Source organism: Sediminibacillus albus (genome assembly GCF_900101125.1).
GTDB classification, from domain to species: Bacteria; Bacillota; Bacilli; order Bacillales; family Amphibacillaceae; genus Sediminibacillus; species Sediminibacillus albus.
Map to the genome: position 1 here is coordinate 286,807 of NZ_FNFL01000001.1, position 12,898 is coordinate 299,704.

General features: G+C 40.6%; 15 protein-coding genes. 4 read left to right on the forward strand and 11 right to left on the reverse strand.

All coding sequences use genetic code 11. From position 1 onward, the window contains the following. Positions 1-7: 7 nt before the first annotated feature. The 4 genes from parE to BLR93_RS01530 form a co-directional block, all read right to left on the reverse strand. Positions 8-1,945, reverse strand: coding sequence for a DNA topoisomerase IV subunit B (gene parE, locus BLR93_RS01515; RefSeq protein WP_093212279.1), 1,938 nt, complete (start codon positions 1,943-1,945; stop codon positions 8-10). Positions 1,946-2,604: 659 nt separating this feature from the next. Continuing rightward, positions 2,605-3,024 carry a CoA-binding protein gene (locus tag BLR93_RS01520; RefSeq protein ID WP_093210526.1) on the reverse strand — a complete coding sequence of 140 codons (420 nt, stop codon included), beginning with the start codon at positions 3,022-3,024 and terminating at the stop codon, positions 2,605-2,607. Between the two features lie 15 nt (positions 3,025-3,039). Then, complete coding sequence (locus tag BLR93_RS01525) at positions 3,040-4,563, reverse strand: ABC transporter permease/substrate-binding protein (protein WP_093210528.1); 1,524 nt, start codon at positions 4,561-4,563, stop codon at positions 3,040-3,042. Further along, the gene (locus tag BLR93_RS01530; protein ID WP_093210530.1) at positions 4,563-5,627 is read right to left on the reverse strand and encodes an ABC transporter ATP-binding protein; all 1,065 of its coding nucleotides are present in this window, start codon (positions 5,625-5,627) and stop codon (positions 4,563-4,565) included. The genes BLR93_RS01525 and BLR93_RS01530 overlap by 1 nt, the downstream gene beginning before the upstream one ends. A 173-nt stretch (positions 5,628-5,800) precedes the next feature. On the opposite strand from BLR93_RS01530, the gene plsY reads away from it, so the two are divergent. The 4 genes from plsY to BLR93_RS01550 all read left to right on the forward strand — a co-directional run bounded on the left by plsY (position 5,801) and on the right by BLR93_RS01550 (position 8,258). Next, on the forward strand, positions 5,801-6,382 hold the full coding sequence (gene plsY, locus BLR93_RS01535) for a glycerol-3-phosphate 1-O-acyltransferase PlsY (protein ID WP_093210532.1): 582 nt from the start codon (positions 5,801-5,803) through the stop codon (positions 6,380-6,382). A gap of 184 nt (positions 6,383-6,566) precedes the next feature. Continuing rightward, positions 6,567-7,502, forward strand: a complete 936-nt coding sequence (folE2, locus tag BLR93_RS01540) for a GTP cyclohydrolase FolE2 (protein WP_093210534.1) — start codon at positions 6,567-6,569, stop codon at positions 7,500-7,502. Positions 7,503-7,514: 12 nt separating this feature from the next. Beyond that, on the forward strand, positions 7,515-7,742 hold the full coding sequence (yidD, locus tag BLR93_RS01545; RefSeq protein WP_093210536.1) for a membrane protein insertion efficiency factor YidD: 228 nt from the start codon (positions 7,515-7,517) through the stop codon (positions 7,740-7,742). A gap of 228 nt (positions 7,743-7,970) precedes the next feature. Continuing rightward, positions 7,971-8,258 (forward strand): HesB/YadR/YfhF family protein, encoded by a 288-nt coding sequence (locus BLR93_RS01550; protein ID WP_093210538.1) that lies wholly within the window; start codon positions 7,971-7,973, stop codon positions 8,256-8,258. 67 nt (positions 8,259-8,325) lie between these two features. Here BLR93_RS01550 and BLR93_RS01555 read toward each other — a convergent pair whose 3' ends face one another. The 7 genes from BLR93_RS01555 to BLR93_RS01580 form a co-directional block, all read right to left on the reverse strand. Next, complete coding sequence (locus tag BLR93_RS01555) at positions 8,326-8,625, reverse strand: hypothetical protein (protein WP_093210540.1); 300 nt, start codon at positions 8,623-8,625, stop codon at positions 8,326-8,328. A gap of 2 nt (positions 8,626-8,627) precedes the next feature. Next, positions 8,628-9,050: an acyl-CoA thioesterase gene (locus BLR93_RS01560; protein WP_093210542.1), complete on the reverse strand. Its 423-nt coding sequence runs from the start codon at positions 9,048-9,050 to the stop codon at positions 8,628-8,630. After that, a complete protein-coding gene (locus tag BLR93_RS01565; protein WP_245690033.1) occupies positions 9,047-11,335 on the reverse strand; it encodes an AAA family ATPase in 2,289 nt (762 codons plus the stop codon). Before BLR93_RS01565 ends, BLR93_RS01560 begins: the two co-directional genes overlap by 4 nt. 153 nt (positions 11,336-11,488) lie before the next feature. Next, positions 11,489-11,722 carry a small acid-soluble spore protein Tlp gene (tlp, locus tag BLR93_RS01570; protein WP_093210544.1) on the reverse strand — a complete coding sequence of 78 codons (234 nt, stop codon included), beginning with the start codon at positions 11,720-11,722 and terminating at the stop codon, positions 11,489-11,491. A gap of 12 nt (positions 11,723-11,734) precedes the next feature. Next, positions 11,735-11,878, reverse strand: a complete 144-nt coding sequence (locus BLR93_RS01575) for an acid-soluble spore protein N (protein WP_093210546.1) — start codon at positions 11,876-11,878, stop codon at positions 11,735-11,737. A gap of 85 nt (positions 11,879-11,963) precedes the next feature. Next, a complete protein-coding gene (locus BLR93_RS18335) occupies positions 11,964-12,110 on the reverse strand; it encodes an FbpB family small basic protein (RefSeq protein ID WP_139184397.1) in 147 nt (48 codons plus the stop codon). Between the two features lie 58 nt (positions 12,111-12,168). After that, positions 12,169-12,720, reverse strand: coding sequence for a TlpA family protein disulfide reductase (locus tag BLR93_RS01580; protein ID WP_093210548.1), 552 nt, complete (start codon positions 12,718-12,720; stop codon positions 12,169-12,171). Between the last annotated feature and the right edge of the window lie 178 nt (positions 12,721-12,898).

Here is a 12,898-nt window from a genome sequence, read left to right on the forward strand (position 1 = left end):
TCTCGATTTACGTATGAATATTTTCATTTTCTAATATATTTGTTTCTTCTTCCAAGCCAAATTCTACATGGGATTCAATCCACTTTCTCCGCGGCTCCACTTTATCTCCCATCAAGGTAGTCACTCTTCTTTCGGCCCTTGTTAAATCATCTATCGTGACACGGATTAATGTGCGTGTTTCCGGATTCATTGTTGTTTCCCATAACTGGTCGGCGTTCATTTCGCCTAGACCTTTATATCGTTGGATGATGTATCCGTTTTTTAATTTCTTGGTCGCATCCTTCATTTCCTCTTCATTCCAAGCGTAATGAATAACTTCTTTTTTTCCTTTGCCTTTAGATATTTTATAAAGCGGAGGAAGTGCAATATAAACCTTTCCTGCTTCAATCAAAGGCCGCATATAACGATAAAAGAAAGTCAACAGAAGAACTTGGATGTGAGCTCCATCTGTATCGGCATCTGTCATGATGATAATCTTGTCGTATTGGACATCATCTAAATTAAAATCCCCTCCGACTCCTGCTCCTATCGTATGAATAATGGTCGAAATTTCTTCGTTTTTTAACACATCTGCCAGCTTGGCTTTTTCTGTGTTTATTACCTTTCCACGCAGAGGGAGCACTGCTTGGAACTTACGGTCTCTTCCCTGTTTGGCAGAACCTCCGGCAGAGTCACCCTCCACGAGGTAAAGTTCATTTTTCGCCGCATTTTTAGACTGAGCTGGTGTCAGCTTTCCGCTCAGCAGTGCATCTTTTCGTTTCTTTTTCTTGCCTGTCCTTGCTTCTTCTCTAGCCTTCCTTGCCGCTTCTCTAGCCTCTTTAGCCCTTACGGCTTTTTTGGTAAGCATACTGGCTATATCGGCATTTTCCTCTAAAAAGTAGGAAAGCTGTTCAGAAACGATTGCATCAACTGCTGATCGTGCCTCTGCTGTGCCCAGTTTCCCTTTAGTCTGGCCTTCGAACTGGAGTTTATCTTCCGGTATTCTAACGGAAACGATTGCTGTAAAACCTTCCCTGATATCGTTCCCCTCCAGATTTTTATCCTTTTCTTTAAGAATACCGGTCTTTCTGGCATACTCATTGAAAACTCTGGTAACAGCTGTTCTTGCACCAGATTCATGAGTTCCTCCGTCTTTGGTTCGAACATTATTAACAAATGACAGCATGCTTTCCGCATAACCATCATTAAATTGAAAGGCAAAGTCTATCTCTATTTCCTGCTGTTCACCTTCAAAAGAGACTACCGGATGAAGTGTATCTTTTTCCTCGTTTAAATAAGAAACAAACGACTCCAATCCATCCGGATATTGATAAGTTTCCTGTTCGCCGCTTCTTTTATCAATGATATCTATTTGCAAGCCCTTCAAAAGAAAAGCAGCTTCGCGCAGCCGTTCAGATAACATTTCAAATTGATACGTGGTTGACGTGAAAATAGTAGTATCCGGCTTGAAACGAATCGTTGTTCCCTTCTTTTTGGTAGCTCCTTTTTTCTCTAAGGAGGTAACAGGCACACCGCCGTTTTCAAACCTTTGATAATAGGTGAACCCATCTCTATAAATAATGACTTCCAGCCATTCTGATAATGCATTTACGACAGAAGCGCCAACCCCATGCAAACCGCCGCTGGTTTTATAACCTCCCTGGCCAAACTTTCCGCCAGCATGAAGGACAGTGAATATAACCTCAGGAGTAGGTCTTCCAGTTTTGTGCATGCCTGTAGGCATCCCTCGTCCCTTGTCTTCTACCGAGATACTATTGTCCTCGTGGATGGTTACCCGGATAATATCTCCAAACCCTGCCAACACTTCATCAACAGCATTGTCGACTATCTCATATACCAAATGGTGTAGTCCGCGGGAATCTGTACTGCCAATATACATGCCAGGCCGTTTTCTGACAGCTTCTAGTCCTTCTAATACTTGTATGGAATCATCCGAATATTGCATTGTATGTTTAACCAATCGAACACCGGCTCCTTTCTGCTACTCTTATCATATCATAGAACAAACGTTTGCTTGTGTAAAGAATCATAAGAAAACCTGTTTGCCCGCCAGACCAGGCAGCTTTTTTCCTTTGCTTGATCCTCTTCAACAAGATTCTTGCCTTTTCCATTTTAGCTTGTTTTTACGTTTAATCAAATTTCCTCTTATGTAAAAGCATCCCTGCGTGCTCTTATATATCCTAAGGAATAATCGTGAAAAAAGTCAATCCCTTCTCCCAGCTTCCTGTCAATAAAGGGCATAAAAAGCACCGATTTGCTTAAGAAAAAAAACTGAATACAGCGGGTATGCCGCACTATTTAGGACAAAGCAAATAAGTTCAAAGAAAAATCTTCTGCAAAGCAAGGGGGGTATATATTATGGATAAATAACTGGTTTTTCTACAGTTTCATCCCGAGCTTTCCCCAGGAAGACGCCCGAGCTCACCTTCGGGGCGGCTACCGTGGGAATAACAATATTTTGGAGTGTTTTGGTTGCAACAAAAATACTGTCTCTAAGGATTCTCTCTTAGGTTAATAACGATGATGCCGAAATAGGAAAATAGACAAAAAATTCAGGCTGCCAAGACTTCCTTGACAGCCTGTAAACCTCTGCACACCTAAAGTTTATTTTCCTATCGTAATCGAATGAGCTACTTTTATACACGTGTCCATTACAACAGTGAAGTCATTCTCTTTCAAAAATTCATATGCTTCATCATGATAAATACCTTGCTGTGCCCAAAAAACGTTTGCTTTTGTTTCTACAGCTTGCCTGGCGATATCCAGGAGAAATTCCGAGCGGCGAAAAATATTGATGATATCAATATTTTCTGTAACTTCAGTAAGAGAGTCATAAGCTGGCTCGCCCAACGATTCATCGATTTCCGGATTTACGGGGATTATTTTATAACCCGCCTTTTGCATTGCTGAAGCGATCTGATAGGATGTACGATCCGGATTATCTGATAATCCTACCACCGCTATTGTCTGGGCATTTTGCAGAATTTCTTTCATTTCTTGCTTTGAAGGACTTTGATAAGCCATCGATTTGTCTCCTTTCTAATCTAATAAGCCTTCGTTCTCTAAGAAATCACGAGCTACTTGTTCGTGGCTTTCCCCTTCATAGTCTACTCTATAATTCATTTCCCTCATTTGTTCATCTGTAATCTTGCCGGCAAGTTGATTTAATATTCCCTCCAATTCCGGATATTTATCCAGCGTTTCCTGTCTCATTAGCGGTGCGCCCTGGTAAGGCGGAAAGAGGTTTTGATCATCTGCTAATGTTGTTAAATTTAATTCCACCATATAGCTATCCGTCGAGTAAGCATCTATTATGTCTACCTGTCCGCTATCAATAGCTTCTTGCCGTATCCCGGGTTCCATCGTTCTAACTTCGCCAAATTCAATTCCATAAAGCTCCTGGATACCTTTATACCCATCTTCTCTATCATTGAATTCAAGTGTAAAGCCAGCAGTCACTTCATCTTCTATTGCGTTAAGATCACTAATCGTTTCCAGATTATGATCAGCAGCAAATTGCTTAGTTGTTGCTAAGGCGTACGTATTGTTATACTTCATTGGCTCCAGCATTGCCATGTTGAATTTTTCTTTCATTCCTTGTTTAGCCTGTTCATAAACCTTCCGGGGATCATTACTGGAAGCTTGCTCTTCCATATGAGTGACGATAGCTGTTCCGGTAAATTCCGGATAGATATCAATACTCCCCTCTTTTAGCGCGCTAAATACAAATGTCGTTTTACCTAAGCCTTCCTCCAACTCTACATGGAGATTTGTTTCCTCTTCAATTAACAATTTATACATATTTATCAAGATGGTAGGCTCTGCATTCAGTTTTCCGCCAATGACTAAATCTGTGCGCTCCTCTGTATTAATCAAAAAAGGACTGACTATAACTAAAGCAGCGACGATCAGCATGACGATAAGTGAACGAAATCCGGATTTTGCAGAAGTCCGTTCAAACACACGTAATATAAAATCCAGAACTATAGCAAGCAGGGCCGCTGGGACAGCACCAAGCAAGATCAGATAAATATCGCCGCCGCGGTCAATACCGAGTAGAATGAGTTCGCCCAATCCTCCTGCACCAATTAGCGCAGCAATCGTCGTTGTACCGACAATCAACACCATCGAAGTTCTGATGCCTGCCATGATCACCGGCATCGCTAATGGCAATTCAATTTTCGCTAACCGGCGGAAAGAATTCATCCCCATTCCCGTTGCTGCTTCCCTCAAGGCTGGATCAACTTCTTTAATTCCAGTATATGTATTCCTTAAGATCGGCAGCAGTCCGTAAGCAATCAAAGCAATAATTGCAGGCTGCTTCCCAATTCCTAAAAAGGGGATTAGAAACGCCAGTACCGCCAGACTAGGGATAGTTTGTAATATGGCAGTTATCCCTATTGCCGGTTCAGCAATCCGTTTTATTCTCGTTAGCAAAAGGCCAAGCGGAACAGCGATCATTATCGCAATCAACAAGGAAATGATGGAAATTTGTAAATGCTCCCATATTTTTTCCAAAAGCATTCCTTCTCGGGCGTGAAACACCTCAATGAATTCAGACATTATTGAATCACCCCATTTTCTTTCTTCGTTTTACTTTCAAGAAAATGGACGATATCTTCGTAAGAAAGGGTCCCAATCACTCGGTCGTTTTTGACAACAGGCAGCAAATCCGTTTTATTAGCACGGAAGGTTTCGATCGTTTTTACAAGCTGCAAATAATTTGGAAGCTCTGGATGAACGATTTTTTCCCCGTTTATTAATGTTCCAATATACTCCCCTTCGTGTCCGATAATAATATAGCTCCCGGAAGGATTAACGTTTTGTTCTTCTATCTGGGGCAACGTTACTGTCCTGCTCATTGATCGGTCCATTAGGATATCCACTGCTGTTTGCCAAGGAGATTTTTTTTCACCAATAAAGCTTTTTACAAAATCGTTTTTAGGATGGAGTATTAATTGCTGTGGTTTGTCCACTTGAACTATCTCGCCATCTTTCATTAAACACACTCTGTCCCCAAGTGCCATCGCTTCGTCAATGTCATGGGTGACAAAGACAATTGTTTTTTTGATTTCCTTTTGCAAATGACGGACATCGTTTTGCAGTTGCTCGCGGGTAATTGGATCAAGAGCACTAAAGGGCTCATCCATGAGAATGATATCTGGATCAGCGGCAAGCGCCCGGATGACGCCTACACGCTGCTGTTGGCCGCCAGATAATTCATCTGGCTGTCTTTTCCGGAAAGTAGCCGGGTCCAGGCCTACCATTTCCATTAATTCGCTAACCCTGTGGTTTATGTCACTTTTTTTCCATTTGCGCATCTCCGGAACGATGGTAATATTCTCTTCTATTGTCATATGGGGAAATAAGGCAATTTCCTGTAATACGTATCCTGTATTCCAACGTAACTCGTGGATATTGTATTCCCGAATGTCTTTGTTATGTATTTTTATCGATCCTGCCGTTGGCTCTATTAATCGATTGATCATTTTCAGTGTTGTTGTTTTACCGCAGCCGCTAGGCCCGATTAAGGCCATTAATTCCCCATTTTCTATGGTTAAATTTAAAGCTTTCACAGCTTCTGTTCCATCTGAATAAGATTTGCCGACATTGTCAAAATGAATCATCGTATTCTCCCTCAAAAATTAAATTTGTTTTTAATTACCTACCCTTAACGTCAGGATGGAAAACATTTGTTGATAAAGAATTAATTTAGACGTTAAAAGTTAGTGATGTAACTGCTCCCCCTTCGTGGTAAAATATCAATAGATGTCCTCATTGTAAGAAAAGGAGTTTTAATATGAATTATATTATTTTTGCAATTATCGCTTACCTGATTGGATCTATTCCTTTTGGACTTATTGTCGGAAAGCTAGGATTTAAAATCGACATCAGAGAGCATGGCAGCGGCAATTTGGGAGGTACAAATTCTTTTCGGGTACTCGGATTTAAAGCCGGCCTGTTAGTAACTGGTTCCGATATTTTAAAAGGAACGGCAGCTACTGTACTGCCTCAAATTATCAATGCCGAAGTCAATCCGCTGGTTATTGGTATATTTGCTGTTATTGGCCATATGTATCCATTGTTTGCGAAATTTAAAGGCGGAAAAGCTGTCGCTACTTCCGGCGGAGTTATCCTAGGAGTCAATCCACTGTTATTCGCGATAATGTTAGGAACCTTTTTCCTGATGCTTTATTTAACCAAGTATGTATCGCTTGCATCTATGGTAACCGGGGTTGTCACTGTTGCAGTCAGCATAATCTTCCGGGAAACCGGACTGTTGATTGTTACCTCTCTTATGACTATTTTTGTATTTTACCGGCATAGAGCAAATATTAAACGGATTATTAATAAAACAGAACCAAAAATCACCTGGATGTAACCAAGAGGGCCTGGCCAAAGGTTAGGTCCTCTTACTCTGAACAAGCTCATAAATGATAATTTATAATAATTATCAACTAACATAGATTATTCTATTATTCCGTTTTTAAGCTGAAAAATTGAATAATAAAAGGTTGTTTATTATACTTTTAAATAGCTACTGATGGTGGAAAGGAGCCTGAGCTATGAACAATACAGAACAAGTCATAAAAAAAACCCTTCCAAGCAAAGTGGAACGACATAAACTTTTCGGATCCGTAAACCCTGGTCCACGGACAAAACCAGTTGAGAAAGAACAAATGGCTGATTTACAAAATTCAAAAAAAGATTTTTTATTTGATATAGATGCAGTAGGGATTGCTAATGTGAAGAATCCCATTAATATCAGCAGTAACATAAAACCATTGAACCAGACTACCATAGGTACTTTCAGCTTCACTTCAAGAATAGACAAGGACAGCAAAGGAACAAATATGAGCCGGTTTACCGAGCAGTTAAACGAATACTACCTCAATAATTATACGATAGATATCGAGACATTAAAAATCTTTACTAAGGATTTAGCCACAAGGTTAAATCAACAGGATGCCCAAATGGAAGTTTGCTTTCCATGGTTTTTCGAACGAAAAGGCCCGTCTTCAGAGCTGGCCGGGTTGAACCATGCCAATGCATCTATCCGTGTTGACTTTGATCAAGAGAAGGGGCATCATGTCGAAGTTTCTTTGTCAGGGACAATCACTACCTTATGCCCTTGTTCCAAGGAAATCAGCGAGTACAGTGCCCATAATCAAAGAGGTATCGTTACAATGACAGCAAATCTTTCAGAGGAGTTTGATGAAAGGGAAATCGATTGGAAGGAAGCTTTATTAGAAGCAGCGGAGAGTAATGCAAGCGCCCGGATACACCCTGTATTAAAACGCCCGGATGAAAAAATGGTAACCGAACAGGCATATGAAAATCCACGCTTTGTGGAGGATATCGTGCGCCTGGTCGCTGCGGACTTATATGAACTCCCCTATGTTGAGAAGTTCTCCGTTTATTGTAAGAACGAAGAATCGATCCACCTGCATGATGCCGTAGCTTCTTTGACATATGATAAGCGACAGGAAGCCCATGTGTAAAGGATGAAACTGATGAAGAACCTGCTAATCTTTTTCGTGAAATTTTACCAAAAAGTAATCAGTCCCATCAAGCCGCCAACCTGCAGGTTTTACCCTACTTGCTCTCAGTACGGCTTAGTTTCGCTCCAAAGGTTCGGAGCTTTTAAAGGCAGCTTTCTGGCAGTTAAAAGAATTTTAAAGTGTCACCCCTTCCATCCAGGAGGATTTGACCCTGTCCCCGAAAAAAAGACAAAACCTTAACACCTCTCCGATATAGTTGGAGAGGTGTTTTACGATGTATAGACAGCCATTCATGCACAACAAAAGCAAAATTTATAGTTCTGTTATTTAACAGTGCCAATTCGTATCAAGGTTAGGTAATCAAAGAATCACGACAAAAAATTAATACTTGAATCTAACTTGATGTTTCATTTCACCTTATTAAGTAAATAGACTTTCATAGAAGGAATTTAAGGAGGAGCTGATGAGATGAATTTACAAATATCAGAGGAAGCTGCCGAATGGTATAAAAATGAATTGGAATTAGAAGAAACCGATGAGGTTAGGTTTTTTGTACGGTATGGGGGGATTGGCGGCCACCAACCAGGTTTTTCACTGGGTATAGCTGCAGAAGCACCAAGTGAACCTGTCACTGAATCAGAAGTTCATGGTATTTTGTTTTTTGTAGAGCAGCAAGATTCATGGTATTTTGACGGTGCAGACTTGCACATTGAATATAATGGCGAAACAGAAGAACCTAGCTTTGAATATAATTAAAGAAACAAAGAGGCATACCCCCTCTTTGTTTCTTATATCGCCTCAATTAGAGAAGTGAGTCACTTTTTTAATCGATAAAACGCTCCAGCTGATTCCATTGCTTTTCTGCTGTAAGGATTTTCTTTTGTATCTGTCCCATTAAATCATAGTGCGGGAAGTGTTCATCTCTGTGTATCCACCTCGGGTCAAGCCCGTATTTATTTCCCCATTCCACCAATTTATCGATATCACTGCATCCCACTTTCGTTACAGTGTCACAGTCAGGAAACCTGCTATCAATCCAGTAATGAGTCAGAAAAGCAATCTTCCCTTGAGAAACCTCCTGTTTCCACTTAATTAGTTCGTCACGCCTCAGTCCAAACGCCATCGCTACTCTCCGCCCATGGCGCTTTGATATGCTTGATGCCAATCAGGAAGCGTTCTTCGGATAGAGACAGGGCGGAAACTGTCCTTTTTCACAACTACATGTTTCGTAGAGCCTGTAACTGCTGTTTGTCCCTCCGCACCGTATATTCTATAAGCATAGGAAACGCGTAAACCATCATAATCTTTTAGCCATGTTTCGATATAAGCATCTTCGCCATACCGGATTGGCTGCTCGAAGGACAAATCGGCATCTACTACTGGTGAAACGACCCCAGAATTCTCCATTTCATGGTACTTAAAACCTAACTCTTCAATGAAGGCTGTTCGTCCGATTTCAAACCAAACCAGATAATTGGCATGATAGACAACGCCCATTTGATCCGTTTCCTGATATCTGACTTTTATTGGTGTGGTTACTTTTTTCATGTTCGTTTCCCCCTAATCGAGGTCCATGCCTGTTCGAAGTCTTCTTTTATCAGCAGCTGGCTAACATTCGGACTATCCTTTTCGTCTCCCAATACTCGAAGAGCTTGAAATTGGACAGCTTCATCAATTAAATTGACAACAAACCGCGCATTTCCTTCAATTTTGTTTTCATGGAATTGTTGATTGAGATATGCTCTCGCTAGTTCATCCAACTGATAATGATATTCACCCACATGGTACTCCGTGATTCTTAATAAATCTTCTGCTGCATAATCCTGGAAATGGAAGTATTTCTTAAAACGGGAAGCCAAACCTGGATTGCTATCAATAAATTGATCCATCTCTCTATTATATCCGGCGAGTATCACGACTAAATTCTCATTATGCTTTGTCATTTCATCGACAAGTGTATCGATTGCTTCTTTCCCGAAATCTTTGTCTCCTCTGTATAAAGCATAAGCTTCGTCGATAAATAATACCCCGCCAAGTGCTTCCTTTACTTTTTTCTTCGTTTTAATCGCCGTCTGCCCAACGTACCCGGCAACTAAATCGCCTCGCGATGCTATCACTAAGTGTCCGCGCTTTAACAAGCCGCAATTATTCAATATACGCGAATAAATGTTGGCGACAGTCGTCTTTCCTGTACCAGGATTCCCGGAAAACACAGCATGCAGCTGAACAGGTACTGTCGGAAGCCCGTTTTGTTTACGTTGCTGCTGTACTCGCACAAACGATGACAGTTTTTTCACTTCTTCTTTCACATTAGATAACCCAATCAGTTCATCAAGCTGCTGCATCGGATGCTGGTCATCTTCTTTTTCATCGATAAAGTTAAGGTCATCGGGCTCTATTCTCATATGATCCAGCCAATTTTCACTGGAATGCCAGCTTTTATATGCTCCCTTTTGGAAAATTGCTTTCAACACCAAATCTCTTACAGTTCTGGCATTCCCAAATGTTTCGTCTACCCGCGACTGCTCGATGAGCCCTTCAAATTTGTTAAGCGCCTGTTCAGTGAAAAAGTAATCATTACTTAACGCTGTCTTTTCTGCAATTTGAAGAAGCTCGTTGGTAGCAAAGTCCGGCAAGGTAATATGATTAGGTTCCGGGAAGCGGCTGCGCAGACCTGGATTTGACCATAAAAATTGCCGCATCTCTTCGGGATAGCCCGCCAGAATGACAGCAAACCGGTCAGCATATTCCTTGCCTGTCATACTTGATACGAGTGTGTCAATCACTGCTTGGCCGTAGTCGTTCCCGCTCTGCCCTTCTCTTCGTAAGCTGTACGCTTCATCAATAAATAAGATCCCACCGACGGACTGACGGACATAGTTAATAGTGTTTTCTTCACTTTGTCCTACATAAGAACCAACCAGATGCGCCCTGTTGACCTCTGTGACATTGTTTGTTTCCAATAATCCAAGATCATGGTAAATAGCCGCCAACAGCCGGGCAATAGTCGTTTTTCCTGTTCCAGGATTGCCGCTGATAATCATATGCATTCCTGGTTCATCGACGATGTTAAAGCCCAATTCCCGTCTTTCTTTTTGGTACTTTAAATAATGATAATATTGATGGATATATTGTTTAATTTCTTTCATTCCAATCATTTCGTCGAGCATTTCCAGAGGGTTTTGCTCATTTGGCTTTTTGAATGCATCCGGAAAACTTTCCAGCAGTTCACTTCGCAGCCTGGATGTTTCTCTAACTTGTTGGTTCAATTCTTTTACGGGAATAGTGGTTTTTTTATTTTCTATCGCATGGACAGAATCTTGGAGCATTGCCAGCAAAATGTCCAGCTGACCAAGGACTTGTTCCGCAATATTCTTTAGTTGACTCGGTTCGATTTCATCGAAATTAACAGTTATTTGTTGCTTGAAATCTTCAATCTGTTCTGCCAGTTCTTTTGTTTTTTTAAGCTTGGCAGGATCAAAATCTGTTTCACGAATTGCCCACTGGTCCAGATGGAGTCTTTCTATATCCGAAAACAAATTCAAGTATAATTTCAAATTTTTTATCTCCACCAATACATTGGGATAAACAGCCATTGACTCTGCCTCTCTTAGTAGTATATCCACAACGTGGTCATCGTTATAATTTCTTCTCAGTCTATGATAAGCGATAATACTATATAAAATCGATGTTTTCTCATCTGCAAGCAGTTGCGGATTTTGTTTAGCATCATCCATCAACCGTAAAGCTTCCACTTCACTTAAAGGAGGCGTTTCATTGATAGTAGACCATGTATTAAGTTTTAAATGATAATCTGTTTCCTGTTGTTCCAACCCCTACCGCTCCCTTCTCATATCACTCATCATTTTAACATAGCCCAACCCTAATGTTGACTATCCTGCATTTTCGAGAGTACAGAGCTGAAAAAGAACAAAAACAAGGCTGCCGAGTGTTTCTCGACAGCCTGACAGTGCCACAATGGGCCGCTATTGATTTTGTTGATCGTGGTACTCGTCTTTAATTTCTTGCCGCAATCCACGAATCGATTCTTCCCGGCGGGCATTTTTAGCTTTAATTTGTTCTTTTTCTTCTCCTGAAGCAAACTTCATCGTTTCGTGGGAAGCTTCCAAGTTGGCGATTGTATTCTGAACCATATCTTGAAGTTTTTCTACATTATCAGAACGATCATCAGGCTTAGGATGAGTATTGTGCTTATCCATCAAAGCGGCCTCCTATTCACCTTTAGTTTGAATAACTTGTGGTTTTTGGTCACTTTTAACTTGCATTTGCTTTCCCTTATTGCCGCCAGCTTCCAAAGGCTGTGTACCCAAGTGACTTGGTCTGAAATGTTTCGAGTCCTTTTTGGGATTTCCCATATAGTTAGTCTCCCCTTTCTAAAAGGAGTAAGCTTATTATGAGCTAACAGAACTGCACCTATACAAAAAGGATGGCTGCATGCAGTCATCCTTTTTTTTCAAGCGAGCTATTTATCCGCTTATCGATCCTATCCTCGATTTGGTTTAAGATTTGACTGTCCCGCAAAATATTGTCCCTGTTTTCTTTAATCAAATCTTCCAGTGATTTTCGTTTTCTTAATGAGATGGTAATCCGCTCCTCTTTCTCTACGTCTTATTAAGAGGATTACCATTTTTCTGAAAAATATAAGTCAATTCATTGAATTTATTGTTTGTTCCATAAATTCATACGTCATTGGCCCTGTCACTGTTTTTTTTATTTTTCCATCGCTTCCGATAAAATAAGAGGTAGGAATGTTAAGCACCCGATATTTCTCTATTATTGTTGAGTCTTTATCCAGCAAAATCGTAAAAGATACATTTGCCTGTTCCTTAAATTCCTGAACTTTTTCTACACCCTCCAGCTCTGTTGCCGTTGCGTTTACTGCCAGGATCTCTACTTCATTTCCGTAAGCTTTTTTAAGCTTCTCCATTGCCGGCATCTCTTCTTTACAAGGTCCGCACCAAGTTGCCCAAAAGTTAAGCAAAACCTTTTTTCCTTTGTAATCAGAGAGAGTAATTTCTTTATTTCCTTCTAACGATTGGAGGGACACAGTAGGTGCTTCAGTCCCGGCTGCCAAACTGTCAGAAGTTGCCCCATGCCCATTGCTTTCTTCTATGTTATTCTTTTGCTCTGAAAAATTATAAATAAATATCACAATCAAAGTTAATAATAAGATAGAAGCAGTAAACTTCTTTACCATAACAACACATCCCTATTCGCATTCACAGCTTGTACCTTCAATTATATGCTTTCTAAAGGATTTTAGAATAATACAATTCCACATTATCATAAATATTTTTCTTTAGCATGTAAAGATTACCTGTGAAATTTGGTCCTATGACACTCGAAACACCAAAAAACAGCCCGGCGAATGCCGG

Coding starts and splice junctions, on each gene's coding strand:
- parE (WP_093212279.1), bottom strand. CDS start 1,945: ATGCAATATTCGGATGATTCCATACAAGTATTAGAAGGACTAGAAGCT.
- BLR93_RS01530 (WP_093210530.1), bottom strand. CDS start 5,627: ATGATTCATTTTGACAATGTCGGCAAATCTTATTCAGATGGAACAGAA.
- tlp (WP_093210544.1), bottom strand. CDS start 11,722: ATGGATAAGCACAATACTCATCCTAAGCCTGATGATCGTTCTGATAAT.
- BLR93_RS01525 (WP_093210528.1), bottom strand. CDS start 4,563: ATGTCTGAATTCATTGAGGTGTTTCACGCCCGAGAAGGAATGCTTTTG.
- BLR93_RS01580 (WP_093210548.1), bottom strand. CDS start 12,720: ATGGTAAAGAAGTTTACTGCTTCTATCTTATTATTAACTTTGATTGTG.
- folE2 (WP_093210534.1), top strand. CDS start 6,567: ATGAACAATACAGAACAAGTCATAAAAAAAACCCTTCCAAGCAAAGTG.
- plsY (WP_093210532.1), top strand. CDS start 5,801: ATGAATTATATTATTTTTGCAATTATCGCTTACCTGATTGGATCTATT.
- BLR93_RS01560 (WP_093210542.1), bottom strand. CDS start 9,050: ATGAAAAAAGTAACCACACCAATAAAAGTCAGATATCAGGAAACGGAT.
- yidD (WP_093210536.1), top strand. CDS start 7,515: ATGAAGAACCTGCTAATCTTTTTCGTGAAATTTTACCAAAAAGTAATC.
- BLR93_RS01550 (WP_093210538.1), top strand. CDS start 7,971: ATGAATTTACAAATATCAGAGGAAGCTGCCGAATGGTATAAAAATGAA.
- BLR93_RS01555 (WP_093210540.1), bottom strand. CDS start 8,625: ATGGCGTTTGGACTGAGGCGTGACGAACTAATTAAGTGGAAACAGGAG.
- BLR93_RS01575 (WP_093210546.1), bottom strand. CDS start 11,878: ATGGGAAATCCCAAAAAGGACTCGAAACATTTCAGACCAAGTCACTTG.
- BLR93_RS01520 (WP_093210526.1), bottom strand. CDS start 3,024: ATGGCTTATCAAAGTCCTTCAAAGCAAGAAATGAAAGAAATTCTGCAA.